The sequence below is a fragment of the Paraburkholderia sp. SIMBA_030 genome, from assembly GCF_046535245.1.
Classification (GTDB): domain Bacteria; phylum Pseudomonadota; class Gammaproteobacteria; order Burkholderiales; family Burkholderiaceae; genus Paraburkholderia.
Genome location: NZ_JAWRXB010000016.1, coordinates 67,803 through 93,357, shown reverse-complemented (window position 1 = coordinate 93,357; position 25,555 = coordinate 67,803). Strand labels below are relative to the sequence as shown.

The 25,555-nt window shown below is 62.2% G+C and carries 19 protein-coding genes, 1 tRNA gene and 1 pseudogene; 6 read left to right on the top strand and 15 right to left on the bottom strand.

Annotation, left to right across the window (positions count from 1 at the left end; genetic code table 11):
- Positions 1-71 precede the first annotated feature (71 nt).
- From pstS to SB772_RS26075, 5 genes are all read right to left on the bottom strand, one after another.
- Positions 72-1,103 carry a phosphate ABC transporter substrate-binding protein PstS gene (gene pstS, locus SB772_RS26095; protein ID WP_410836069.1) on the bottom strand — a complete coding sequence of 344 codons (1,032 nt, stop codon included), beginning with the start codon at positions 1,101-1,103 and terminating at the stop codon, positions 72-74.
- Positions 1,104-1,421: 318 nt separating this feature from the next.
- Positions 1,422-2,780 (bottom strand): phosphoglucosamine mutase, encoded by a 1,359-nt coding sequence (glmM, locus tag SB772_RS26090; protein ID WP_410836068.1) that lies wholly within the window; start codon positions 2,778-2,780, stop codon positions 1,422-1,424.
- A 28-nt stretch (positions 2,781-2,808) separates the two neighbouring features.
- Positions 2,809-3,723 (bottom strand): dihydropteroate synthase, encoded by a 915-nt coding sequence (gene folP / locus SB772_RS26085; protein ID WP_410836067.1) that lies wholly within the window; start codon positions 3,721-3,723, stop codon positions 2,809-2,811.
- Positions 3,724-3,791: 68 nt separating this feature from the next.
- Positions 3,792-5,681, bottom strand: a complete 1,890-nt coding sequence (gene ftsH / locus SB772_RS26080) for an ATP-dependent zinc metalloprotease FtsH (protein WP_410836066.1) — start codon at positions 5,679-5,681, stop codon at positions 3,792-3,794.
- Positions 5,682-5,873: 192 nt separating this feature from the next.
- On the bottom strand, positions 5,874-6,536 hold the full coding sequence (locus SB772_RS26075) for an RlmE family RNA methyltransferase (protein WP_410836065.1): 663 nt from the start codon (positions 6,534-6,536) through the stop codon (positions 5,874-5,876).
- 184 nt (positions 6,537-6,720) lie between these two features.
- Here SB772_RS26075 and SB772_RS26070 point away from each other — a divergent pair, with 184 nt between their 5' ends.
- A complete protein-coding gene (locus SB772_RS26070) occupies positions 6,721-7,251 on the top strand; it encodes a YhbY family RNA-binding protein (protein ID WP_410836064.1) in 531 nt (176 codons plus the stop codon).
- 84 nt (positions 7,252-7,335) lie between these two features.
- Here SB772_RS26070 and SB772_RS26065 read toward each other — a convergent pair whose 3' ends face one another.
- The 7 genes from SB772_RS26065 to gloB form a co-directional block, all read right to left on the bottom strand.
- Positions 7,336-7,845: a DUF4149 domain-containing protein gene (locus tag SB772_RS26065; RefSeq protein ID WP_410836167.1), complete on the bottom strand. Its 510-nt coding sequence runs from the start codon at positions 7,843-7,845 to the stop codon at positions 7,336-7,338.
- Between the two features lie 20 nt (positions 7,846-7,865).
- Positions 7,866-8,342: a transcription elongation factor GreA gene (gene greA, locus SB772_RS26060; protein WP_074282679.1), complete on the bottom strand. Its 477-nt coding sequence runs from the start codon at positions 8,340-8,342 to the stop codon at positions 7,866-7,868.
- Between the two features lie 151 nt (positions 8,343-8,493).
- Positions 8,494-11,748, bottom strand: a complete 3,255-nt coding sequence (gene carB / locus SB772_RS26055; protein ID WP_410836063.1) for a carbamoyl-phosphate synthase large subunit — start codon at positions 11,746-11,748, stop codon at positions 8,494-8,496.
- Between the two features lie 118 nt (positions 11,749-11,866).
- Positions 11,867-13,021, bottom strand: coding sequence for a glutamine-hydrolyzing carbamoyl-phosphate synthase small subunit (gene carA, locus SB772_RS26050; RefSeq protein WP_410836062.1), 1,155 nt, complete (start codon positions 13,019-13,021; stop codon positions 11,867-11,869).
- Positions 13,022-13,468: 447 nt separating this feature from the next.
- A complete protein-coding gene (locus tag SB772_RS26045; protein ID WP_410836061.1) occupies positions 13,469-14,713 on the bottom strand; it encodes an MFS transporter in 1,245 nt (414 codons plus the stop codon).
- Positions 14,714-14,913: 200 nt separating this feature from the next.
- Positions 14,914-16,608, bottom strand: a complete 1,695-nt coding sequence (locus SB772_RS26040; RefSeq protein ID WP_410836060.1) for a transglycosylase SLT domain-containing protein — start codon at positions 16,606-16,608, stop codon at positions 14,914-14,916.
- Positions 16,609-16,764: 156 nt separating this feature from the next.
- Positions 16,765-17,556: a hydroxyacylglutathione hydrolase gene (gene gloB / locus SB772_RS26035; protein WP_410836059.1), complete on the bottom strand. Its 792-nt coding sequence runs from the start codon at positions 17,554-17,556 to the stop codon at positions 16,765-16,767.
- A 19-nt stretch (positions 17,557-17,575) separates the two neighbouring features.
- Here gloB and SB772_RS26030 point away from each other — a divergent pair, with 19 nt between their 5' ends.
- From SB772_RS26030 to SB772_RS26010, 5 genes and pseudogenes are all read left to right on the top strand, one after another.
- On the top strand, positions 17,576-18,415 hold the full coding sequence (locus SB772_RS26030; RefSeq protein ID WP_410836058.1) for a methyltransferase domain-containing protein: 840 nt from the start codon (positions 17,576-17,578) through the stop codon (positions 18,413-18,415).
- Positions 18,412-18,858, top strand: coding sequence for a ribonuclease HI (rnhA, locus tag SB772_RS26025; protein WP_410836057.1), 447 nt, complete (start codon positions 18,412-18,414; stop codon positions 18,856-18,858). Before SB772_RS26030 ends, rnhA begins: the two co-directional genes overlap by 4 nt.
- 80 nt (positions 18,859-18,938) lie before the next feature.
- On the top strand, positions 18,939-19,673 hold the full coding sequence (gene dnaQ / locus SB772_RS26020; protein ID WP_410836056.1) for a DNA polymerase III subunit epsilon: 735 nt from the start codon (positions 18,939-18,941) through the stop codon (positions 19,671-19,673).
- A gap of 48 nt (positions 19,674-19,721) precedes the next feature.
- Positions 19,722-19,796 (top strand) — tRNA-Val (locus SB772_RS26015).
- 451 nt (positions 19,797-20,247) lie between these two features.
- Positions 20,248-22,123, top strand: a pseudogene (locus tag SB772_RS26010) (ABC transporter ATP-binding protein).
- 24 nt (positions 22,124-22,147) lie between these two features.
- Here the strand turns inward: SB772_RS26010 and SB772_RS26005 are convergent.
- From SB772_RS26005 to SB772_RS25995, 3 genes are all read right to left on the bottom strand, one after another.
- A complete protein-coding gene (locus tag SB772_RS26005) occupies positions 22,148-22,612 on the bottom strand; it encodes a DUF2214 family protein (protein WP_410836055.1) in 465 nt (154 codons plus the stop codon).
- A 161-nt stretch (positions 22,613-22,773) separates the two neighbouring features.
- Positions 22,774-23,628: a hypothetical protein gene (locus tag SB772_RS26000; RefSeq protein ID WP_410836054.1), complete on the bottom strand. Its 855-nt coding sequence runs from the start codon at positions 23,626-23,628 to the stop codon at positions 22,774-22,776.
- A gap of 245 nt (positions 23,629-23,873) precedes the next feature.
- On the bottom strand, positions 23,874-24,938 hold the full coding sequence (locus tag SB772_RS25995; protein WP_410836053.1) for a glycosyltransferase family 4 protein: 1,065 nt from the start codon (positions 24,936-24,938) through the stop codon (positions 23,874-23,876).
- Positions 24,939-25,555: the final 617 nt, after the last annotated feature.

The window sequence follows — 25,555 nt, the reverse complement described above, 5'->3', positions numbered from 1 at the left end:
GCGGCCGGTAATGCCGACGGCCATCCTCACATGAGGACGGCCACCGTGTTACGTAATACTCGACGCCAAGCTTACTCGGCAAGCGCCTTGCCCGAAGCGTCCTTCACCTTCGACTTCCATTGCGTACGGATTTCCGACACAACCGAATCCGGCAGCGAGATGTAGTCCAGATCGTTTGCAGCTTGCGTGCCGTTCTTGAATGCCCAGTCGAAGAACTTCAGCGTTTCGGCGCCTTGCGGAGCCTTGTCTTGCGTCGTGTGCAGCAGCACGAACGTCGCGCCGACGATCGGCCATGCGTTTTTGCCCGGTTCGTTCGTCAGGATCTGGTAGAACGACTTCGACCAGTCCGCGCCCGCTGCCGCTGCCTTGAACGTTTCCGTCTTCGGCTCGACCACCGTGCCCGTCGAGTTCTTCAGCGCCACGTACGTCATGTGGTTCTGCTTCGCGTACGCCCATTCCACGTAGCCGATTGCGCCCGGCAGACGTTGCACGAAGGCTGCAACGCCGTCGTTGCCCTTGCCGCCCGTACCCGTCGGCCAGTTGACCGTCGAACCTTCACCGACCTTCGACTTCCAGTCTGCGTTGACCTTCGACAGGTAGTTCGTCCAGATGAAGCTGGTGCCCGAACCATCGGCGCGGCGCACCACGGCGATGTCGGTATCCGGCAGCTTGACCTTCGGGTTCAACGCAACGATCGCCGGATCGTTCCACTTCTTGATCTTGCCCAGATAGATGTCACCCAGCACTTCGCCCGACAGCGTCAGTTCAGACGGCTTCACGCCCGGTACGTTGATGACCGGCACCACGCCGCCGACCACCGTCGGGAACTGGAACAGGCCTTCCTTGGCGAGTTCGTCGTCCTTCAGCGGAGCGTCCGAACCGGCAAAGTCGACCGTCTTGGCGACGATCTGCTTCACGCCACCCGACGAACCGATACCTTGGTAGTTAACCTTACCGCCGCCGGATTTCTGATAGGCGTCGGCCCACTTCGTGTAGATCGGTGCTGCGAAGGTGCTGCCCGCGCCGGTGATGTCTGCGGCCTGCGCTGCGATCGCGAAAAGCGCGCCAGCGACGCCAGCGAACACGGTTTGCATCAATTTCATGAGACCTCCAAGGGTGTGAGCGGTGTGAGCGAGTAACACGAACACCGCGAAGCTTAGGGTCTCTTTGTGACAGTAACGTGACTAACCGTGAAACGTGTGTGACAGTCTGATTACTAAGGTGAAAGGCGTTTCGGCGACTAAAATCTGGACTTTTACAGCGCCACTGCCGTAGCTATAGAGATTAGGCGAAAAAGATGGGGCGCGAACGTTTGCGTATCTCGAATGGCGCGTGGCGTGGGATTTTCGGGCTTGCCGCGCGCCGGCGCAGGACGAGCAGGTTGTCGTCCCTCACCGGCGTTATCTGATCGAAGTGTTTGCTTAGGCCGTCGCCAGCTTCACGGCGTTGGCGATCGTTTCGGCATGGTAGACCGCGTCGTTGACGTGTTCCGCCTCGACCATCACACGCAGCACCGGCTCGGTGCCCGATGCGCGGATCAGCACGCGGCCGCGGCCATTCAGCGCAGCCTCGGCGTTACTGATCGCGCGACGGATCGCGTCGCTGCCCTTCCAGTCCGCGCCCGGCTGCATCCGCACGTTGATCAGCTTCTGCGGGAACAGCGTGACGCCCTCGAGCAATTCCGCGAGCGTCTTGTCGCTGCGCTTCATCGCCGCCAGCACCAGCAGCGCCGACACGATACCGTCGCCGGTCGAATGGCGGTCAAGGGAGAGAATATGGCCGGAGCCTTCTGCACCCAGCTGCCAGCCGTGCTCACGCAACTGCTCGAGCACGTAGCGATCGCCCACTGCCGCGCGAACGAACTTCACGCCGGCTTCCTGCAATGCGACTTCGACCGCCATATTGGTCATCAAGGTGCCAACCGCGCCTTCCACCTTGCCGTCGGTCATGATCCGGTCCTTCACCAGCACGTACAGCAGCTCGTCGCCGTTATACAGGCGGCCGGCCGCGTCCACGACTTGCAAACGGTCGGCGTCGCCGTCGAGTGCGATGCCGAGGTCCGCGTGGTTCGCCCGCACGGCGCGCACCAGCGCGTCCGGTGCGGTCGCGCCGACACCGTCGTTGATGTTGAAGCCATTCGGCGCGACGCCGATCGGGATCACGTCGGCGCCGAGTTCATGGAACACGTGCGGCGCGATGTCGTACGCGGCGCCGTGCGCGCAATCGACGACCAGCTTCAGCCCGCGCAGGTCGAACGCAGCCGGAAAGGTGCTCTTGCAAAACTCGATGTAGCGGCCAGCTGCGTCATCCAGGCGCCGGGCCTTGCCGAGTTGCTCGGAGGCCGCGCACGCGAGCGGCAGATCGAGTTGCTCTTCGATCTGCAATTCCACCTCGTCCGGCAACTTGTTGCCGTCGGCAGAGAAGAATTTGATGCCGTTGTCGTAGTACGGATTGTGCGATGCACTAATCACCACGCCCGCGGCGAGCCGCAGCGCGCGCGTCAGATAGGCGATGCCCGGCGTCGGCATCGGGCCGGCCAGCATCACGTCGACCCCGGCAGCGGAAAAGCCCGCTTCGAGCGCGGCTTCGAGCATATAACCCGAGACGCGGGTGTCTTTGCCGATCAGCACCGTGGGCCGCGCGCCCGTCCTGGCCCAGCGGTCCGCGCCCGCGAGCACCTTGCCGGCCGCATAGCCGAGCCGCAATACAAATTCCGGCGTGATGGGCCCCTCGCCGACCTTGCCCCGAATCCCGTCCGTTCCGAAATAACGACGTGCCATCTTTTATATTCCTCCTTGGCTTTTGGGCTCAGCCACGCGCGCGGCTGCGATTCGCCGCGTCGCGCATGGCTGCCCATACTTTCAATGCATCTATTGTTTGCGCGACATCATGGACGCGCAGGATTGCGGCGCCCCGTTCGGCAGCGCACACCGCTGCGGCAATGCTGCCTGCGACACGCTCCGGTGCCGGACGCCCGATCACCGCGCCGACCATCGACTTGCGCGACATCCCTGCGAGGATCGGAAACGGCGGTTCCGCATGCGGCGCCGTGTCCTGCAGATGCGCGAGCATCGCGTAATTATGTTCGACCACCGCCTTGCCGAAGCCAAAACCCGGATCGACGCTGATGCGCGCGCGGGCGACGCCCGCTCGCGTCAGCGTCGCGACGCGTTCTGCGAGAAAGCCGCGGACTTCGGCGACCACATCGTCATAGGCGGGCTCGCCGAGCTGCATGGTCTGCGGCTCACCGAGCATATGCATCACGCACAGACCGCATTGACTGTTGCGCACGGCATCGATCGCGCCGGGCATCCGGAAGCCCCAGATGTCGTTGATCAGATCGGCGCCCGCGGCCAATGCGTGGCGCATGACTTCCGGCTTGTACGTATCGACCGACAGCGGCATATTCGTGCCGCGCAGTTGCTCGACCAGCGGAATGACCCGCTCCAGTTCTTCGTCGAGCGGCACCGGCGGCGCTCCGGGGCGGGTCGACTCACCACCGATGTCGATGATGTCCGCACCATCGAGGAGCATGCGCTCGGCCTGGCGCAGCGCATCACCGCGCATTGCGTACTTGCCACCGTCGGAGAAGGAATCGGGCGTGACGTTCAGGATGCCCATCACCAGCGGGCGCTCAAAGGTCAGTTTGAAGCGGCCGCACTGCAGCGGCTCAGGAATGGGAAGAGAAGGAGTTTCGACTTTCGACACGTAGCGGTCATTCATATAAAACGGATAAATGCAAAACGGGCCGGTGTGAATCACACCGGCCCGCACTTTCCTCTTGTCGCCTATCAGGCCGGCGCGGTCGCGCTACCTGGCTTGACCTCGGTGCCCGGGCTACCGCCCGACGACGCGTCGCTAGCCGACGGCGGCGAACTCTTCGGCGAGCGCGGCGGACGGCCTGCCATGATGTCGTTGATCTGATCGGCGTCGATCGTTTCCCACTCCATCAGCGCGGCGGTCATCGCTTCGACCTTGTCGCGGTTCTCGTCCAGCAGGCGTTTCGCGAGATTGTACTGTTCGTCCAGCACGCGCCGGATTTCCGCATCGACCTTCTGCTGCGTCGCCTCCGAAATGGTCCGCGTGAAGCCGCGGCCAAACGGCGTAGCGTCGTTTTCGTCGTCGACGTAGACCATCGGTCCGAGCGCATCCGTCATACCGAAGCGAGCCACCATGGCGCGGGCCGTAGCCGTTGCCTTATTGAAGTCGTCCGATGCCCCGGTGCTGATCAGGTTCAGGAACAGTTCTTCCGCGACACGGCCACCGAACAGGATCGCCAGGCGATCCAGCAGGTAGTCCTTCGAATACGTTTCGTTGTCGTGCTCCGGCAACTGCCACGTGACGCCCAGCGCACGGCCACGCGGAATGATCGTGACCTTGTGCACCGGATCGGCCTTCGGCAACAGCTTGGCGATCACCGCGTGACCCGACTCGTGATACGCGGTGGCGCGCTTCGATTCTTCGCGGATCACGGCCGACTTGCGCTCCGGACCCATGAAAATCTTGTCTTTCGCGTCTTCGAAGTCCGTCATTTCGACGATGCGCTTGCCGCGGCGAGCCGCGAACAGCGCTGCTTCGTTCACGAGGTTCGCCAGATCGGCGCCCGAGAAGCCCGGCGTGCCGCGTGCGATGACCGCAGCATCCACGTCGTTCGAAATCGGCACCTTGCGCAGGTGAACCTTCATGATGTGTTCGCGGCCGCGAATGTCCGGCAGACCGACGTACACCTGACGGTCGAAACGGCCCGGACGCAGCAGCGCCTTGTCGAGCACGTCCGAACGGTTCGTTGCAGCGATCACGATCACGCCCGAGTTCGCCTCGAAGCCGTCCATCTCGACCAGCATCTGGTTCAAGGTCTGTTCGCGCTCGTCGTTACCGCCGCCCATGCCGGCGCCGCGATGACGGCCGACCGCGTCGATTTCGTCGATGAACACGATACACGGCGCATGCTTCTTCGCCTGTTCGAACATGTCGCGCACACGGGCCGCGCCGACACCGACGAACATTTCGACGAAGTCCGAACCCGAAATGCTGAAGAACGGCACCTTCGCTTCGCCGGCAATGGCACGCGCCAGCAGCGTCTTACCGGTTCCCGGCGGGCCGACCAGCAGCACGCCGCGGGGAATACGGCCACCCAGCTTCTGGAACTTCTGCGGATCGCGCAGGAAGTCGACCAGTTCGGAGACTTCCTCCTTGGCTTCGTCGCAACCGGCGACGTCGGTGAAATTGATCGCGTTGTTGTTTTCGTCGATCAGACGTGCACGGGATTTACCGAACGAGAACGCACCGCCTTTCCCGCCTCCCTGCATCTGTCGCATCATGTAGAACCAGAAACCGATGATCAGGATCGTCGGCCCGAGGTAGTACAGCGCGGACACCAGCGCATTCGGTTCGTCATCGGCCTTACCGCTCACCTGAACGCCATACTTCATCAGATCGCCGACCATCCAGATGTCGCCCGGCGACACGATCTGGTACTTCTGGCCGTCTGCTGGAGTGACCGTGAGGTTCCGCCCCTGAACGATGACAGTCTTGACTTTGCCGTTCTTTGCGTCGTCCATGAACTGCGAATAGGAAACACCTTCCTGGACACGGGGCTTGTCGAACTGCTTGAACACCGTAAACAGCACCAGTGCGATAACCAGCCACACTGCTGCCTTCGAAAACATATTGTTGTTCAAAGCACCACTCCTTCACTTAGACGGGCGCCTACATTTGCCTTGCGGCACCACGAAAGCATTCTAATCCAGTCCGCAGACCCCTGCCATAAGGTTTCACTACCACAGAAATAGCGTAGCGGGCAGTCGTCGCGCCATTTTCCGGCGCCACCGGGCCTTTATCGGCTCATGCGGAACTATGCTGCTGCGCCCCTTTTATGCGGGCCGCTTCAGATGCTTACCCAAAATAAACGTTTCTGACGATTTGTCCCGCGACGCTTTCGGCTTGCGGGCCGCCACCACCTTGAACTGATGCTTGAACTTTTCGACAATCTGGCTGTAACCGCTGCCGTGAAAACATTTGACTAAAAGGGCACCATCCGGCTTCAGGTGATTCTGCGAGAATTCCAGCGCGAGATCGCACAGGTGTTCGATCCGCGCGGCATCCGCCACCGCCACTCCCGACAGGTTGGGTGCCATATCCGAAATTACAAGATCAACCTGACGCTCGCCGACTAATTCTTCGAGTTGGCCGAGCACCGTATCTTCGCGGAAGTCGCCCTGAATGAAATGGACGTCGGCGATCGGCTCCATCGGCAGGAGATCCAGCGCGATGATCGTGCCGTCGATGCCGCCCTCGCGTTCGGCGTCGCGCTGGGAGCCCTTGGCGAGTTTGTTGCGGACGTACTGGCTCCAGCTGCCCGGCACCGAGCCGAGGTCGACGATCACCTGGCCGGGCCGGATCAGCTTGTCCTGCTCGTCGATTTCCTTGAGCTTGTAGGCCGCGCGGGCGCGATAACCCTCCCGTTGCGCCATTTTTACGTACGGGTCGTTGATGTGATCGTGCAACCACGCCGTATTGAACTTGTTTTTTGCCATTAAACTTGAACTCTTGCTGCGTTATGTTGCGCTTTAGGGGATAATACGCGGTTAATTCGCGCGGCCACCGCCAAAACTGGCAGTCATCCGCGATTCTGTTGTTCTGACGCGCGCCGCCCTGCGCAATTGGCCGAATCTCTCGGAAATGCAGGTGCCGCCATTTTAGTCGAGTCTCCCACTTCCCATGCCAGCCCTTAAAGTCTCTTCCGATCAACGCGCCGAATTGCGCTCCCAGGCACATGCGCTCAAACCGGTCGTGCTCGTCGGCGCCGAAGGGTTGACCGACGCCGTGCTCGCCGAAATCGAGGTGCACCTTGGCGCGCATCAGTTGATCAAAATCCGCGTGTTCGGCGACGAACGCGAAGAGCGCATCGCCATCTACGAACAAATCTGCGACAAGCTGAACGCCGCGCCGATTCAACATATCGGCAAGCTGCTGGTGATCTGGAAGCCGGAAGCATCGCAACCGGCAGCCGTGAAGACCAGGCGCGGCGCCCTGCCGAGCGCCCGCGAAGCCGCTGTCGATGCCAAACCGGGTAAAGGCCGTGCGCCTCGCGTGGTGACGGTCGTGAAGCCCAGCGAGATCCCGATGCGCAAGCCGAAGGCGAAAGCAGTCGTGGTGCGCGGCAATGAACGCGTGACCCAGGGCGGCAACATCAAGCGGGCCAAGAAACGCCAGACCAGCGCGAAGCGCTCGCATCAGTCGTCGAAGTAAGCGAATGATGGTGCGGGCGAGGTCCCGCACCTTGGCGTGGGCTGCCCGGGCAAATCCGTTCAGTAAGCCGGAGCCGCACTCCACTCAGCCGGCTGCGTTCCCCGCAGCACCGCGAGCGCCCTGCTCCGCCGCCGCTATGCCGACGCTTGCCGGCAGCTTCCACACCAGCGCCACGCCCAGCAAGCTTTCGATCAGATAGAACAGACTCGACAGGCCGTGCAGGATGCCGAAGCGCGTCGCATAAGCCGAATGCCCGACATCGCTGCCCGCTTCGAGCGCGGCAACGCGCATGGCGTTCATGAACGGCTGCAACGCGAAGTAACCGACCAGCACGCACACCAGCATGCCGGCGATCGGCCAGCGCAAACGGCGATAAGCATCGCTCCCGCGGCGAATCAGCAGATTGGCCAATCCCAGCAGCAAGATGCCGCACACCGCGCCCAGCACGCCTTCGATGCGAAACAGTTGCGCCGCCACCGCGCCCGCCGTCATCCGGTCGAGCGATGTGAACAGCACGGGCGCGACGGCATAGCCGATCGTCAACAGACTACCGACCCACACCACCGTCAGCAGACGGAACAGTCGATGCGGCATCATGGACACCGGGGCCGCCTTCAAACGTAGCTAACCGCGATGATTTCGTATTCGCGCACGCCGCCCGGTGCCTGCACCGACGCAACGTCGCCTTCCGACTTGCCGATCAAGGCGCGCGCGATCGGCGAGCTGATCGAGATCAGGCCGTGGTCGATGTCCGCTTCGTCGTCGCCGACGATCTGGTATTTGACCTTTGCACCCGAATCGAGATCTTCGAGTTCGAGCGTCGCGCCGAACACCACGCGGCCGTCCGCGTCCACCTTGGACGGGTCGATGACCTGCGCACCCGCCAGCTTCGATTCGATTTCGGCAATACGGCCTTCGATGAAGCCCTGCTTTTCCTTCGCAGCGTCGTATTCCGCGTTTTCCGACAGATCGCCCTGGGCACGCGCTTCCGCGATCGAATTGATCACCGAGGGACGCTCAACCGATTTCAGGCGCTGCAGTTCATCGCGCAACATTTCCGCGCCGCGCTTCGTCAATGGAACAGTGCTCATAAACAACTCTATGCAAAAAAACAGCCGTAAAAAAAATCACCGCGGTTAAGTGCATCTCGCGAGGGCCGGAGCACCGGGAAAAACCCGGGTCCAAAGCACCTGCGAAACGCCGCTTAACCGCGGCACTTACATCTGACAGGTATTCGAAGCCTTAGTTTAGGCGAGCGTGAAGACCTTGTAAATCATAGACTTCCAGGTCCTTCAAATAGCGCAAACCTTCCACGGCGGCTCGTGCGCCGGACATCGTCGTGTAGTACGTGACCTTGTTCGCCTGCGCGCTCATGCGAATCGAACGCGAATCGGCAATCGCGGCACGGGTTTCGTCGACGGTCGTGAAGACCAGCGCGATCTCGCCGTTCTTGATCATGTCGACGATGTGCGGACGGCCGTCCTTTACCTTGTTGACGACCTTGACCGGCACACCCACTGCTTCGATCGCTGCAGCCGTGCCCTTGGTGGCGACGATCGGATAGCCGAGCTCGTGCAGCATGCGCGCGACTTCGACGGCCTTCGGCTTGTCGGCGTCCATCACGGTCAACAGCACCGTGCCCGACTCCGGCAGACGCGAACCTGCGGCAAGCTGCGATTTGAACAGCGCCTCGCCGAAAGTCTCGCCCACGCCCATCACTTCGCCGGTCGAACGCATTTCCGGCCCGAGCACCGGATCGACTGCCGGGAACTTGACGAACGGGAACACCGCTTCCTTCACGCTGAAGTACGGCGGATCGATTTCCTTCGTCACGCCCTGCGCGGCGAGCTTCTGGCCGACCATCGCACGCGCTGCGATTTTCGCGAGCGGCAGGCTGGTCGCCTTCGACACGTACGGCACCGTACGCGATGCGCGCGGGTTCACTTCGAGCACGTAAATCACGTCCTCTTTCGAACCGTCCGGCTGCGGCACTTGCTGAATCGCGAATTGCACGTTCATCAGGCCGATCACATTCAATGCCTTCGCCATTGCACCGGTCTGGTGCTTCAGCTCCGCAACGGTTTCCTTCGACAGCGAGTACGGCGGCAGCGAGCAAGCGGAGTCGCCCGAGTGCACGCCCGCCTGTTCGATGTGCTCCATCACGCCGCCGATGAACACGGCTTCGCCATCGGAGATGCAATCCACGTCGCATTCGATCGCGTCGTTCAGGAAGCGGTCGAGCAGCACCGGCGAATCGTTCGATACCTTCACGGCCTCGCGCATGTAGCGCTCGAGGTCGCGCGGCTCGTGGACGATTTCCATCGCGCGGCCGCCGAGCACATACGACGGACGGACCACCAGCGGATAGCCGATTTCGTCGGCAAGTTTCAGCGCTTCGTCTTCGGCGCGCGCGGTGCGGTTCGGCGGCTGACGCAGACCGAGGTCCTGCAGCAGTTTCTGGAAACGCTCGCGGTCTTCAGCGGCGTCGATCATGTCCGGCGACGTGCCGATGATCGGCACACCGTTCGCTTCGAGATCGAGCGCGAGCTTCAGCGGCGTCTGACCGCCATACTGAACGATCACGCCGACCGGCTTTTCCTTGTCGACGATTTCGAGCACGTCTTCGAGCGTCAGCGATTCGAAGTACAAACGATCGGATGTGTCGTAGTCGGTCGAAACGGTTTCAGGGTTGCAGTTGACCATGATCGTTTCGTAGCCGTCTTCGCGCATGGCGAGCGCGGCGTGCACGCAGCAATAGTCGAACTCGATGCCCTGGCCGATCCGGTTCGGACCGCCGCCCAGCACCATGATCTTCTTGTTGCTGGTCGGGTTCGCTTCGCATTCGTCTTCGTACGTGGAGTACATGTACGCGGTTTTCGTTGCGAACTCGGCGGCGCAGGTGTCGACGCGCTTGTAGACCGGGCGCACGTTCAACTCGATACGACGTTGACGCACTTGCGCCGGCTTCGCGCCGAGCAGCCTGGCGAGGCGGCGATCCGAGAAACCGCTTTGCTTCAGGTAACGCAGTTCGTCATAGGAAAGGCTTGCCAGCGTGCGGCCTTGCAGCGCCTTTTCCTTCAGGATGATCTGTTCGATCTGCGCGAGGAACCACGGATCGATCGCGGTCTCTTCGAAGATTTCCTGCGCCGTCATGCCGACGCGGAACGCGTCGCCGACATACCAGATGCGGTCCGGACCGGCTTCGCCGATCTCGCGGATGATCTCATCACGGTTATCGGTCTTTTCATCCAGACCGTCGACGCCGACTTCCAGACCGCGCAGCGCCTTCTGGAAAGACTCCTGGAAGGTGCGGCCGATTGCCATCACTTCGCCGACCGACTTCATCTGCGTGGTCAGACGCGAATCGGCTTCGCGGAATTTTTCGAACGCGAAACGCGGGATCTTCGTGACGATGTAGTCGATCGTCGGTTCGAACGATGCCGGAGTCTGGCCGCCGGTGATTTCGTTCTTCAGTTCGTCGAGCGTGTAGCCGACGGCGAGCTTCGCCGCGACCTTGGCGATCGGGAACCCCGTGGCCTTCGACGCCAGCGCCGACGAACGCGACACCCGCGGATTCATTTCGATCACGATCATCCGGCCGTCTTTCGGATTGATCGAGAACTGCACGTTCGAACCGCCGGTATCGACGCCGATCTCGCGCAGCACCGCGAGCGACGCGTTACGCAGGATCTGATATTCCTTGTCGGTGAGCGTTTGCGCCGGCGCGACGGTGATCGAGTCGCCGGTGTGGATGCCCATCGGGTCCAGATTTTCGATCGAGCAGACGATGATGCAGTTGTCCTTCTTATCGCGGACGACTTCCATCTCGTACTCTTTCCAGCCGAGCAGCGATTCTTCGATCAGCAATTCGCGCGTGGGCGACAGATCGAGACCGCGCTTGCAGATTTCTTCGAATTCGTCGCGGTTGTAAGCGATGCCGCCGCCCGAACCGCCCAGCGTGAACGACGGGCGAATCACGACCGGATAGCCGCCGCTGCCGGTTTCGCCAGCAATACGCGCCTGCACCTGCAGTGCTTCTTCCATCGTATGCGCGGTGCCCGACTTGGCCGAACCGAGGCCGATCCGGGTCATCGCATCCTTGAACTTCTGACGGTCTTCCGCCTTGTCGATCGCTTCCGGCGACGCGCCGATCAACTCGACCTTGTACTTGTCCAGCACGCCGTGCGCGTGGAGATCCAGCGCGCAGTTCAGCGCAGTCTGGCCGCCCATCGTCGGCAGGATCGCGTCCGGGCGCTCCTTGGCGATGATGCGTTCGACCACTTCCCACGTGATCGGCTCGATGTAGGTCACGTCGGCCGTGTTCGGGTCGGTCATGATCGTCGCCGGATTGCTGTTGACGAGAATGACCTTGTAGCCTTCCTCACGCAGCGCCTTGCATGCCTGCGCGCCCGAGTAATCGAACTCGCACGCCTGGCCGATGATGATCGGACCCGCGCCGATGATGAGGATGCTCTTGATGTCTGTCCGCTTGGGCATAACGCTCTCGCTAATGTATTCCTGAATTCTTGCTGTCGGCGCGCGTCGTTTCTGCGTTGCGCGCGCTCTGTTCCTGGCGGTGCCGCTCGCGCATGGCGAGCAGAACCGCGCCCATGCTTTATGCCGCTGCGGTCTTGCTGCCCTTCTTCGCGTCCATCAACGCGGTGAAGCGGTCGAACAGATAGGCGATGTCGTGCGGGCCGGGCGACGCTTCCGGGTGGCCCTGGAAGCAGAAGGCCGGCTTGTCGGTCAGTTCGAAGCCTTGCAGCGTGCCGTCGAACAGCGAAATGTGCGTGACGCGGGCGTTGGCCGGCAGCGTGTCGGCGTCGACTGCGAAGCCGTGATTCTGCGACGTGATCACCACGCGGCCGTCGCCGAGATCCTTCACCGGATGGTTCGCGCCGTGGTGGCCTGTCTTCATTTTCATGGTCTTTGCACCGACCGCGAGGCCCATGATCTGGTGGCCGAGACAGATGCCGAAGGTCGGGATGCCGCGCTCGATCAGTTCCCTGGTGGCCGCGATCGCGTAGTCGCACGGTTCCGGGTCGCCCGGGCCGTTCGACAGGAAGATGCCGTCGGGGTTAAGCGCGAGCGCGTCGGCCGCGCTGGCTTGCGCGGGCAGCACGGTGACGTGGCAGCCACGTTCGGCCAGCATGCGCAGGATGTTGTATTTGACGCCGTAATCGAATGCGGCCACGCGGTACTTCGGTGCGTTCTGCTTGCCGTAGCCGGTGCCCAGACGCCATTCGGTCTGGGTCCATTCGTAGGTTTCCTTCGTCGACACGACCTTCGCGAGGTCCATGCCCGACAAACCCGGGAACGAGCGCGCGAGTTCGATTGCCTTCGCTTCGTCATCCGAGCCCGCCAGAATGGCGCCGTTCTGTGCGCCGTTGTCGCGCAGCACGCGGGTCAGCTTGCGAGTGTCGAGGCCAGCGATGGCGACCACGCCTTCGTCCTGCAGGTATTGCGCAAGCGTGCGCTCCATGCGGAAATTCGACGCGAGAACCGGCAGATCGCGAATGATCAGGCCGGCGGCATGGACTTTGGTGGCTTCGACGTCTTCGGCATTCACACCGACGTTACCGATGTGCGGATACGTGAGGGTCACGATCTGGCGCGCGTAGCTCGGGTCAGTCAGGATTTCCTGATAGCCGGTGATAGCGGTGTTGAACACGACTTCGCCGATCGTATGCCCGGGGGCGCCGATCGAGTAACCACGAAAGACCGTGCCGTCGGCGAGCGCGAGCAGAGCGGGAGAAAATGACGGCAACACGGGAGACTCCTTGGGGAACACCCTGTTGCCGACCTGTCTATCCGACTGCGAGCCGCAGCAAGGCGCATCGGCAAAGATGCGCGCGCAGGCTCGCTCGCGGTCTGCTACCAAGGCTGCAAGGGACGCGATGAGTCCATTGTATGGACGGATCGGCTGGGTGCGGGGCCCTTTGCTACGCTGGCGGCGAGCGGCGGATGAACGGTATGGGAGAGGTAGGCGCTAGGGTGCGGGTTGATAAGCTCAAACCTTGAAATTATAGCTTGAAACTACCCCTCCCTCCAAATCCGAGATGACGAACAAGCGTGAACCAGCGCGCGCCAATACCGCGCAAAGCCTTACTGCGTCTGGCACACAAGCTGTTTGAGGAAATGTGTACGAGTCAGAATCGGGATAGATGCGGTAAATATGACGCAAGCGCGGCCCTAACTATAACCGCGAGCGGCCGGCTCAGGACTGGCGTTCGGCGGCGTGCACGTGCACCGGCTGACTCAGCTTACGGCCAGGCAATACGTACCAGATCGCGCTCAACACTTGCAGCGCCACCAGAATGCCCCAGGCAGTCAGGTGCGCGACCGCCGGATAATGGCCGTCGCTCGCCGGCCAGTGCGACAGCACGGCGCCAACGCCAATCTGAAAACCGAAAATCAGCAAAAAAATGATCAGCGTCAGCGTGGTGTTGGCCCGGCCGATCATCTGTGCCGGGAAATGCCGGGCCATCACCGCATAGCTAAGAATGCCGGTGCCGCCGAAAACCCCGTACGCAGCCCACAGCAGCCCCGCGGGCAGCGGCACACCGAACATAATCAGCAACTGCGTGAGAACGAACAGCGCCATGCCGATGCCGCAAAACGCGTACAGCGACACGCCTCGCCGCTCGAGGCTGCGCGCCGCCGCGCCGAAGCCGACGCAACCGGCCATCATCGCGAGGCCGAGAATCGACACCAGCGCAGCAGCTTCATGCGGCTCAAAACCCTGCACATCGCGCAACCAGGCGCCGACCCACAGCGATTGCATCGCGTAGAACACACCTTGAGTGACCACCGAGAAAGACGCGATTTTCCAGAACGCCGCGCTTTTAAGGATGTGCAAGGTGCCCTTAAACTGGGCACTGACACTCGCCTGATGATGCGTTTCTTTGGTGTCCGGCGCGCATGTCCACAGCGCCACCGCGACCAGCACGGTCAACAGGCCCAGCCCGACGCAGACCGTGCGCCAACTCGCGAAGGCCAGCACCCATGTGAGCGGCGAGCCGACGATCACGCCACCCAGGCCACCCACCGCCATCACCAGCCCGTTCATCAGCGGCAAGCGCGCCGGCGCGAAATGCTGCGCCAAGGCCTTGAAGGCGGCGCCAAGACACACCGACACGCCGACGCCAATCAGCAGGCGGCCGAGCATCATCACGCCGACGCTATGTGCCGCGCCGAACACCCACACCCCCGCCGCGGCAAACAACAACGTGGCCGCCGTGACCCGACGCGCGCCGAAATGATCGAGCAGCACGCCGGCGGGAATTTGCGCGCCCGCGAAGCCAAGAAAATAAAGGCTGGTCAGCAAGCCGAGGTCGGCGGCCGACAAGCTGAGATCATGCGTGATGACGGGCGCAAAGCCGAGATTCACGCCGCGAAACACGTACGAAACAAAGTAACCGACAGAAAACAGGAGAAAAACGCGCAGCTGGGTAGACGACATAAGCGAAAGATGGACTGCCCGATGTGGCCAAAGCACGAACGATAAAGGAAATGAGCGGGGTTCGCTCGCAATAGTCTGCACAATGAAAAACGCCGTCACCACTGGTGACGGCGTTGGAAACAACACGGTGTGATCGGAGCGCAATTCATGCGCTGCCCCCGCAGCGCATGTGGTCACTCCCGTGGGAGCCGCTTTTTGGTCTACTTTCCCTTCTTCGCGTTGGCCGCGGTCTTCGGGCGGCTGTCTGCCGCGGCCTTCGACGCCTTGCCGGACGTGGAAGCCGACACCTTCGCCACCTTGCCCTTGCTGGCGCCGGATGCTGTCGGCTTGCTGGCTTTGCCTACCGGTTCCGATACTTTTACTACGCTGGAGCGGCCACGACCCTTCTTACTATCGTAGCGTGAATCGTTCCTCGCGTCTGCGACGCGGGTGCCGATCTTCTCGACACCGCCACCTTGCGCGTCGGTCGAGATGCGTACCGGACCGGGTTCGCTCGGCATCGCCTTGCCGACCGGCACGTGCAGAACGATGACCTGGCCACGCGAAACCTGATCGCGACGCGTACGATTCCATGCCTTCAGCTGGCCGATCGAGACGCCATAGCGCCCGGCGATGGCCGCCATCGTCTGATTGCGGCGCACGCGGATCAGCATCTTGCGGGTATCGGGGACGTCGGGCTCCATCGCCAGCACGGCGCTTTCGGCGACGTCCGCACTGATGTCCTCGTCGTCGTCCGAGCCGCGCGGCACGACGATCGTCGAGCCGGGCTTCAACCGCATGCCGGCCGGAATCTTGTTCACTTCCATCAACGTGTCGGCGTCGACGCCGATCTTTTGCGCGATCGCCGCCGGTGCGGAACGCTCAGTGACCGTGTAGGTGGTCCAGGACGACAGCGAACCGGAGTAGGTTTTCAGATTGCGCTCGAAGGCGCTGGCGTTGTCGAACGGCAGCAGGATTTGTGGCTGCGTCGCGCCGAGAATCACCGGCTTCCTGAACGACGGATTCAGCGAGCGGAATTCATCGAGCGAAAGATTCGCCAGCTTCGCCGCCATTTCCACGTCGATATCGTGCGAGGTGGTCACCGTCACGAAATACGGGTGGTTCGGAATCGACGGCAGCGTGAGCCCGTACATCTGCGGGTTCGTCACGATATTCTTCACGGCCTGCAGCTTCGGCACGTAGTTGCGCGTCTCATTCGGCATGCGCAGGCTGAGGTAGTCGGTAGGCAAACCCGCCGCTTCGTTGCGCGCGATCGCGCGCTGCACGTTGCCCTCACCCCAGTTGTACGCGGCGAGCGCCAGTTGCCAGTCGCCGAACATGTCATGCAGACGCGACAGGTAATCGAGCGCGGCGCTGGTCGAGGCCAGCACGTCGCGACGCTCGTCCTGCCACATGTTCTGCTTGAGGTTGTACGTGCGGCCGGTGCCCGGCATGAACTGCCACATGCCGGCCGCCTTCGCCACCGACAAGGCTTGCGGGCTATACGCCGATTCGATGAACGGCAGCAGCGCGAGCTCGGTCGGCATATTGCGGGCCTCGAGCTCTTCGACGATGTGATACAGGTATTTCTGCGACCGCTCCGTCATGCGCTGCACGTAGTCGGGGCGCTGCGCATACCAGTTGACCTGCATGTCGACGAGGTCGGTTTGCAGATCCGGCATTTGAAAACCACGGCGAATGCGGCCCCAAAGATCGGCGTCCGCGCTCGTCAGTTGAGTGACCGAGCCCTGGTCGACGTTGATCGTCTCTTTGGCGGTGGCTGTCTTGCGAAGGGCGTCGGCTACGGCTTCCTGACTGGCGGGGTTTGTTGCGGTGGTCGGGCTATTCGTCGACGGTCCCTGACTCGCGCAGGCGGCGAGCGTCAGAACCAACAACGCACTTAAGATAAATCGCATGAACGTCTCGGCTTCCACAAGGGCTGGAATTTGCAGCCGATAGTACGAAACGGCAACGTTTACGTCAATCGGAAAATAGCGAAAAAATCAAGCAAATCTTAGGCTTGGCGAATTTTTGCGAGTCTTCGCGCGAGGAATACCCTGACGTCAATCTGGTTAACGGAAGCGGTTCTTCCATTCGCGCATCAGCGTGAACGCCGTCAACCGATCAGGCACTTTTTCGTGCAACTGCTCCTGCAAGGTCGTTTGAATGGCTGGACTGTCGGCGCGCAAAAACGGGTTCACCGCGCGTTCGTGGGCGATTGTGGTCGGCAGCGTCGGCACGTGACGCGCCCGCAGTGCGCTCGCTTCGTCACGCCAGGCTTGCAGTTCAGCGTTGCCCGGTTCGCACGCCAGCGCGAAGCGAATGTTCGATAGCGTGTACTCGTGGGTGCAGTGGACCTCGGTGGCGCCGGGCAGCGCGGCGAGCGAATCCAGCGACGCAAGCATCTGCGCGGGCGTGCCCTCGAACAGCCGGCCGCAGCCGCAGGCGAACAGCGTGTCGCCGCAAAACACGTGCGGCGTGCCGCGCGGGTCGGCAGCCTGAAAATACGCAATGTGACCGCTCGTATGGCCCGGCACCTCGAGCACGCTGAATTCGAGCACGGGCGCCTCGATATTCACGCGATCGCCACTTTTGAGACGATGCGTGAGATGCTCGATCGCTTCACCGGCGGGGCCGTACACGGGCACCGCCTGGCCGTTCAGCAGATCGGCCACCCCGCCGACGTGGTCTTGATGATGGTGGGTGAGTAAAATAGCGCTCAGCTGCCACCCCCTTTTCGCCAGATAAGCGCGAACGGGCGCGGCCTCACCCGGATCGACGACCACCGCATGGTGCCCGTCGGACACGAGCCAGATGTAATTGTCTTCAAACGCCGGGACCGGTACGTACTCGAGCGCATTCATAGGCGACGCATTCTTTGATATGACTGACCGAGCAATTATAGACTGGCCCGCGTGGACCGATTCGCCCCCCGGACGCTACGTGCTCGACTGGGAACAGACCCAGCTCGACCGCGTGGTGTCGGACGTGTTCGGTTACCATGCGCTGCAACTCGGCCTGCCGCAGCTCGATGCCTTGCGCGAAAACCGCATGCCGTGCCGCGGCCTTGTGCTCGACGCCGCGAGCGGCGCCAGCGCGCCCTACACTTTTCCGCGCGGCTTGGGGCGCGTGGGCAACAGCTTCGGCAGCAGCGCCCCGCAAGGTTTGCCCGCGCCGGCCGGGCGCAGCGCCGTGTGGTGCGATCTGCTCGACTTGCCGTTCGAAGCGCAAAGCGTCGATCTGATCGTGATGCCGCACACGCTGGAATTCACCAGCGACCCACACCGGCTATTGCGCGAAGCGGAGCGCGTGCTGATGCCCGAAGGGCAACTGATCATTCTCGGCTTCAATTCGCTGTCGCTGTGGGGCGCGCGGCAGTCGGTCGGCAAGATGACCGGCCGGCCGTTCGTACCCGCGGCAGTCGATCTGATTGCGTTCACGCGCCTGAAAGACTGGATCAAGCTGCTTGGTTTCGACCTTGAACGCGGACGCTTCGGCTGCTATCGTCCGCCGCTTGGCAGCGATCAGTGGCTCTCGCGCTACAGTTTCATGGAGGCCGCCGGCGACCGCTGGTGGCCGATTTTCGGCGCCACATACATGATCAAGGCGATCAAGCGCGTGCGCGGCATGCACCTCGTCGGTCCGCTGAAAGTGAAAAAACCCGTCCTCACCGCGGGCCTCGCGCCCGCCGCCACACCGAACACACGTAACCACACCCAATGACTTCCGATCTCATCGACATTTATACCGACGGCGCCTGCAAAGGCAACCCTGGCCCCGGCGGCTGGGGCGCGCTGCTGCGCTTCGGCGACCAGGAAAAAGAACTGTTCGGCGGCGAAGCCAACACCACCAACAACCGCATGGAACTGATGGGCGTGATCGCCGCGCTCGAAGCGCTGAAGCGCCCATGCAAAGCGGTCGTGCACACCGACTCGCAATACGTGCAGAAAGGCATCAGCGAGTGGATTCACGGCTGGAAAAAGAAAGGCTGGATGACCGCGTCGAAAACGCCGGTGAAGAACGCCGATCTGTGGAAGCGGCTCGATGCGCTGGTCGCGCAACACGAAATCGAATGGCGCTGGGTGCGCGGTCACAACGGCCACCCGGAAAACGAGCGCGCCGATCAACTGGCCAATCGCGGCGTCGCGTCACTTGCAGAGATGTGATGCCCGCCTCGACGCCCGCGGCGCCACGCCCACGCGCGCCGTTCTTTTTCGCTGATTTTTTTAGAGCAGGCTAATCCGACATGCGTCAACTCATCCTCGATACCGAAACCACCGGCCTGAATCCACGCACCGGCGACCGGATCCTCGAACTCGGTTGCGTCGAACTGTTGAACCGCCGGCTCACGGGCAACAGCCTGCACTTCTACATCAACCCGGAACGCGACAGCGATCCGGGTGCATTGGCCGTTCACGGGCTGACCACTGAGTTTCTCAGCGACAAACCGAAGTTCGCCGAGATCGCCGACCAGTTTCGCGACTTCATTCAAGACGCGGACCTGATCATTCACAACGCGCCGTTCGACATCGGCTTTCTCGACGTCGAATTCGCGCTGCTCGGTTTGCCGCCGGTCAGCACCTACTGCGGCGAGATCATCGACACGCTGGCGCGCGCCAAGCAGATGTTCCCGGGCAAGCGCAATTCACTCGATGCACTGTGCGACCGCTTCGGCATCAGCAATGCGCACCGTACCCTGCACGGCGCCCTGCTCGACTCGGAACTGCTCGCTGAAGTTTACCTGGCGATGACGCGTGGCCAGGAAAGCCTTGTGATCGACATGCTCGGCGACGCGCACGCCGGCGGCGATACGCATGCGCCGCGCGTCGCACTCGACTCACTGGATCTGGTGGTGCTCGCCGCCAGCGACGACGAACTCGCCGCGCACCAGACTGTGCTCGACGGCCTCGACAAGGCGGTCAAGGGCACGAGCGTGTGGAGGCTGGAGCGCGCGCCGGCCGCGGATGAGCAAACTACTTAAAAAGTACTTTACGAGTAGGAATATCCCTGACATAATTCGGCTCTCTTCGGGTGGTTAGCTCAGCGGTAGAGCACTGCCTTCACACGGCAGGGGTCACTGGTTCGATCCCAGTACTACCCACCAGAATCTTGGTGTGTCGATCACCGAAGAATAAAAGCCTCGGGTCGCAAGACCTGAGGCTTTTTTCATTTCGCATGCTATGTCCCGGCGATCACACGGCGCATAGCAACGCGCTCGCACTGCTCCCATTCGAAGTCGACACCGAAACTTCGTACGATTGCAACCGCGAAATAGCGCTGATATAGTCAGGTCTCGGGCACGCGCCCCGGCTTCTTTACCTCCACCTCATCGACTACAGGGAGGCGTCACATGTTCGCAGTGCATCTCGCCGTCCCTGGCATGGTCTCGCGACGTTAACTCGTCGCTCACGCGGTTCTGCCTGAACAGGCGCCCCGCGCAATTCCCGGACAGCCCGTAGTCTTTTTGCCAGCACATTCTGGCACCCTCCGACTGTCTCGTCCTTTCGCTCCTGACTGGAACCTCGGTGCGCTCATGCGCCACCGCGTCGTGGCAAATGACCAGAAAAAAACTCGACTTTCGCGGACAAGCCTTCAAGGACGTCCTCGGCTTCACCTTCCGTCACTGGGCCCGGCAGCCCTGGCGCATCTTCGCCATTACGGTGCTGGTGCTGTTCTCTGCATTGGCCGACGTGCTCACGCCGATGTTCGCCGGGCGGCTCGTCGACGCGATCGCGTCAGGTCCGGCAGCAACGACAACGTCTGGCACGCGGCGCTCACGGCCTTCTGCGTGCTGAGCGCACTCGGGCTCGGCGCCACCCTGCTTCGCCAGGGCGTTTTCTTCAACATCATCAAGCTGACGCTCAAGATGATGAGCGAGATCGCCGCGAATGCTTTTCATCGCGTGCAGCGCTTTTCGACCGACTGGCACGCCAACAGCTTCGCCGGATCCACGGTGCGCAAAATCACGCGCGGCATGTGGGCGCTCGATCTGCTCAACGACACGCTGCTGATCGCACTGTTCCCGTCGCTGGTCATGCTGGTCGGCGCGACGGTTTTGCTGGGCGTGCGCTGGCCCTTGATGGGCGCGGTCGTCGGTGTCGGCGCCGTGCTGTATATCGCGGTGACTGTTGCGCTGTCGCTCGGCTTCGTCGCGCCCGCCGCTCGCCTTGCGAATGCATGGGATACGCGCATGGGCGGCGCACTCGCCGATGCGGTCAGTTGCAACGGCGTGGTGAAGGCATTCGGCGCCGAAGACCGCGAAGAACGCCTGCTTGCCCGCGTGATCGGCAAGTGGCGTCATCGCACGCGCCGCACGTGGATGCGCGGCACGATCAACGGCGGTGTACAGGGCGGCATGCTGGTGGCCATTCAGGCCGCGATCCTCGGCGCGGCGCTGCTGCTGTGGGCGCGTGGCGAGGCAAGCGTCGGCGACATCACGTTCGCACTGACGATGTTCTTCATGCTGCAAGGCTATCTACGCGAAGTGGGCATGCATATCCGCAACCTTCAGCGCTCGGTCAACGACATGGAAGAACTGGTGTCGCTGGAGAGCCAGCCGCTCGGCATCGAGGACCGGCCCGGCGCGGGTCCGATCTCGATCGGCAAGGGCGAGATCCGCTTCGAACATGTCGCCTTCCACTATGGCGTGAACGCCACGCCGCTCTATGACGATTTCTCCGTGCGCATTGCACCGGGCGAACGCGTGGGGCTAGTCGGACATTCAGGGTCCGGCAAGACGACGTTCATCAAGCTGATCCAGCGGCTATACGACATCTCCGAAGGTCGGATCACGATCGACGGCCAGGACATCGCCCATGTGCAGCAAGCATCGTTACGCAGCCAGATTGCAATCGTTCAGCAGGAGCCCGTGCTGTTTCACCGCTCGCTTGCCGAGAACATCGCGTATGCGCGGCCCGGCGCGAGCCGTGCCGAGATCGAACGCGCGGCAAGACTCGCCAGCGCCCATGGCTTCATCGCGGCGCTGCCTGCCGGTTATGACACGCTGGTAGGTGAGCGTGGCATCAAACTCTCGGGCGGCGAACGTCAGCGGGTCGCCATCGCGCGGGCGTCCTTGCCGACGCGCCGATCCTGATTCTGGACGAAGCGACGTCGAGCCTCGACAGCGAAAGCGAAGTGCTGATCCAGCAGGCGATGGAGCGGCTGATGACGGGCCGCACGACGCTGGTGGTGGCGCACCGTCTTTCCACCGTGCGAGCGCTCGACAGGCTGCTGGTACTGGACAAGGGCAAGATCGTCGAGGAAGGCGACCACGAGACGCTGATCAAGCTCGAGAACGGCCTGTACCGCCGCTTGTTCGAACGTCAGGCGCTGGAGTTGATCAAGGGATTGACCGATCCGGAGGTCATGCACAAAACCGCTGGTGCGAAGGCGACTCGGGTGGACGATTCGTCGCTACTGGTGGGGAAGTAAATTGCTTTGAAAGCGCGCCCACTACTAGACCACGCCCGTCGGCAGCCCGATACCGCGCGCCATCCCCGAGGCGGCGAACACCATCGCGATCAGCAACGCCGTCTGGATCACGCTGAGGTGGGCGAATCTCCGCGCTCGCCGCAGATCCGGCGGGCTGCCTTTGCGAAGTGCGGCACGCCAACGCATTAGCGCGAGCATCGACGGGACTTCGAGGATGAGGATCAGCACGAGCAGCGTCATCTTGACGTGGAAGAGCGGCTCATGAAGGTAGTAGTCGGCGCCCTTTTCGAAGCCGCCGAAGGCGCGCATTAACCCGGTGACGATCAGGAACAATGCCGAGATGCCCCACCCGGTGTCGGCGCGGAAAACGGACCGTAACGCAGCAGGGACAGTAGCGCGGCGCAATGCCCAGGTGCGCCGGAGAATCGACGCGAGCGCAAAGCCATAAGCAAGCAGGTGAACGGCGGCAAGCAACCAGCGAACCAGCATAGCGACTCCTGTAAAAGGACGCGACACGAACGACGTATTTCTCACTCGCCCGCATTCGCGCTGGACGCGCCGGACGGTGTTATCTCACTGATGCCAAGTATGGGCTCTCTACGCTACGGGTGCCTCGACCGAGGGCGCGGGCAATTCCCGAACAGCCAGCTTCAAACTTGCCGCAACGACGTATCGAGCGCCCGAGCGGCGACCCGATCGCCTTCGGTAGCGAGCGCGGCGCGGAACACGGTTTGCCGGTTGTGACCCGCCGCAGCGGGCGAATCCCACAGCAATTCGATTTTCGGCCGCCGGCCGAAGCCGTCGCGAGCAAGTGAAGCCGCGGTAGCCATCCTAACCGGCGCCGACGTCACGCCCGGCTCGCCCACAGCACCGAAAGCCACTGCAGGCGTCGGCGTCGGTGGGCTCGTCATACCCTGCCCTGCCGGCCAACGCACGGACAACTCACGTGCATCGTACTGACCGACTTTGCGACGCTCGGCCCACACGACCACGGTACGCGTCGCCGGATCGAGCGCGACCGCGTAGCGGCCAATTGCGAAGCGTCGTGCGGCGATATTGGTGCGCCACAGCGCGCGCGGCCGGCAGATCCACACGACGGCCGCGTACAACGCCGGCGCGGCCAGCAGCCAGCCATTGGTGGCCGCCACCGCTTGCGCGGCGCGCCGCCAACCCGCGCTCGCCGCAAAGGCGCCGACCGACCACGCCGCGAACAGAAACCCGAGGAAAGCAAACAGACGCAGCGCCTGCCGCAGCCATTGCGGCAACGGATGAAACGGCCGCTCGGCTACCGCGCGGGCACCCGGCAGGAAAATCAGCAGGAACAGGAAGACAAGATTGATGCACGCCCACGGCGAGGACACCATCGCCGCCAGCGAGGCACCCAGATCCATCTGCGCCATCGAAAAAAGCCAGCGAGTCAGCAGCACGAGACCGATGGCGCGCAACGCGAAAATCGTTCCGGCGCCGGGCGCCGCGTTCGCACGCGTCTCTTTCGTTCTCGCCAAGGCATCCTCCTTTTCGTCAGCGCGCCGCCGCCAAATTTGCGGCACGGCCATTATAGGGATATTACTGAGGGAGGCTCACGCTTGCCGGCCCGAAAACCGTACTTTCTGCCGCCGGCGCAAAAAAACGCGGCGCGCATGCAACAACGCCCCGCGGGCATGACGCACGCGAGGCGTTACTGGCAGCTGGCGGAGGCGCTCCGCAGCCGGCTTCTACTGTTTTTTACCGTGCTTTTACCAACCAGGCATTAGCCGGCGTTGACTTCGCGCAGCACCGTACGGTGCTTCTGACGCAGCAGCGCTTCGTAAGTGGCGACGTAATTCTGCGCCATCACCTTCGACGAGAAGCGCGATTCGAACGCCTTGCGCACCGTGGCGCGCGGCAGCGTGTGCAAACGCTTCACAGCGGCGACCGCGCTGATTTCGTCTTCGACGACAAAACCCGACACGCCGTTTTCGATCACTTCCGGCACCGAACCGCGATTGAACGCGATCACCGGCGTACCGCAAGCCATCGCCTCGATCATCACCAGACCGAAGGGCTCCGGCCAGTCGATCGGGAACAGCAGCGCGTGCGCATTGCCGAGGAATTCGGTTTTTTCGGCTTCGCTGATTTCGCCGATGTATTCGACGTGCGGCAGCGCCATCAGCGGCTTGATCACTTCGTCGTAGTACGCACGGTCAGCCTTGTCCAGCTTGGCAGCAACCTTGATCTTCATGCCGGCCTGTTCAGCGATGCGGATCGCCGTGTCCAGGCGCTTTTCCGGCGAGATGCGGCCGAGGAACGCGAGGTAGCCCGGCTCAACGTCCTTGATCGGCGTGAGCAGGTTTTCCGGCAGACCGTGATAGACCGTTTGCAGCCAGTTCGCCTGTTGCAGCGGGATGCGCTGATTGTCCGAAATCGACACCACCGGCACGTCGCTGAACGTATTGAAGACGGGTTGCAGTTCCGGCAGATCGAGACGGCCATGCAGCGTGGTCAGGAACGGCACCGGCTGACGGGCGAACAGCGAGAACGGGTAGTAATCGATGTGGAAATGCAGCACGTCGAATTCATCCGCGCGGCGGCGCACTTCTTCGAGCAGCAGCATGTGCGGCGCCATCACGTCGCGGATCGTCGGGTCGAGACGCAGCGCCTGCGGCCAGAAAGCTTCGAGTTTCGCCGAGGTCTGCGAATCGCCGCTCGCAAAAAGCGTCACGTCATGGCCCTGTTCGACCAGAGCTTCGGTCAGGTAGGACACCACTCGTTCCGTGCCGCCATACAGCTTGGGAGGAACCGCCTCGTGCAACGGAGCGATTTGAGCGATTCGCATAATGGAGAACTCCTCGTAAAAAATCAGGCAAAAGTACTGCGTTTGGTTAAAAGCGACTCGCTTGCTCGCCAGGGCACTCTGGCCGGTTGATCCCGGCACGGGCCTGTTTCTTTCGAGAAATCCTGCGATGGATCGCTTGGGTAGTGAGCCCAGATCGATGTCGTCACCGTCTGCGCATGTGCCGGTAAACGCACACGCAACACCTACGTTGACAAACTGTCAGATATTTCGCTGGGCCAACAGAGCATGCATTATCGGTGCCGGAATTTGCGCTGCAGCACAACATTTCAAAGTCTTTACGTTGTTACAAGCGCGAAACACTTTGCAAACCCTTGTTTTCTAAGACAGTTCTACATTGGTGACTGGCTCGCCGCACGCACCTCGAACGCGGCGCGTGCCGGGTCGCCGCCAACTTTACCGGCAGCCGTTGAAGAAATGCACCGGCACATCGGTAAAAATTGAATGCAATTTGTAATTATATCTCGAAATATTCCGCAGCCTGCGTGAACCACCGCCCCGTCGGCGGGCCAAGCAATGGTCGGTCGCGGACCTCTATCGCGAAATCAGTCGCGTCAACGCGCCGGATACCCAGGGCGCAATCGCTTTTGCATGTTTAC

Coding starts and splice junctions, on each gene's coding strand:
- SB772_RS25995 (WP_410836053.1), bottom strand. CDS start 24,938: ATGCGAATCGCTCAAATCGCTCCGTTGCACGAGGCGGTTCCTCCCAAG.
- SB772_RS26045 (WP_410836061.1), bottom strand. CDS start 14,713: ATGTCGTCTACCCAGCTGCGCGTTTTTCTCCTGTTTTCTGTCGGTTAC.
- pstS (WP_410836069.1), bottom strand. CDS start 1,103: ATGAAATTGATGCAAACCGTGTTCGCTGGCGTCGCTGGCGCGCTTTTC.
- SB772_RS26030 (WP_410836058.1), top strand. CDS start 17,576: ATGACTGACCGAGCAATTATAGACTGGCCCGCGTGGACCGATTCGCCC.
- SB772_RS26040 (WP_410836060.1), bottom strand. CDS start 16,608: ATGCGATTTATCTTAAGTGCGTTGTTGGTTCTGACGCTCGCCGCCTGC.
- SB772_RS26070 (WP_410836064.1), top strand. CDS start 6,721: ATGCCAGCCCTTAAAGTCTCTTCCGATCAACGCGCCGAATTGCGCTCC.
- dnaQ (WP_410836056.1), top strand. CDS start 18,939: ATGCGTCAACTCATCCTCGATACCGAAACCACCGGCCTGAATCCACGC.
- SB772_RS26005 (WP_410836055.1), bottom strand. CDS start 22,612: ATGCTGGTTCGCTGGTTGCTTGCCGCCGTTCACCTGCTTGCTTATGGC.
- SB772_RS26075 (WP_410836065.1), bottom strand. CDS start 6,536: ATGGCAAAAAACAAGTTCAATACGGCGTGGTTGCACGATCACATCAAC.
- rnhA (WP_410836057.1), top strand. CDS start 18,412: ATGACTTCCGATCTCATCGACATTTATACCGACGGCGCCTGCAAAGGC.
- glmM (WP_410836068.1), bottom strand. CDS start 2,780: ATGGCACGTCGTTATTTCGGAACGGACGGGATTCGGGGCAAGGTCGGC.
- carB (WP_410836063.1), bottom strand. CDS start 11,748: ATGCCCAAGCGGACAGACATCAAGAGCATCCTCATCATCGGCGCGGGT.
- folP (WP_410836067.1), bottom strand. CDS start 3,723: ATGAATGACCGCTACGTGTCGAAAGTCGAAACTCCTTCTCTTCCCATT.
- SB772_RS26065 (WP_410836167.1), bottom strand. CDS start 7,845: ATGCCGCATCGACTGTTCCGTCTGCTGACGGTGGTGTGGGTCGGTAGT.
- gloB (WP_410836059.1), bottom strand. CDS start 17,556: ATGAATGCGCTCGAGTACGTACCGGTCCCGGCGTTTGAAGACAATTAC.
- greA (WP_074282679.1), bottom strand. CDS start 8,342: ATGAGCACTGTTCCATTGACGAAGCGCGGCGCGGAAATGTTGCGCGAT.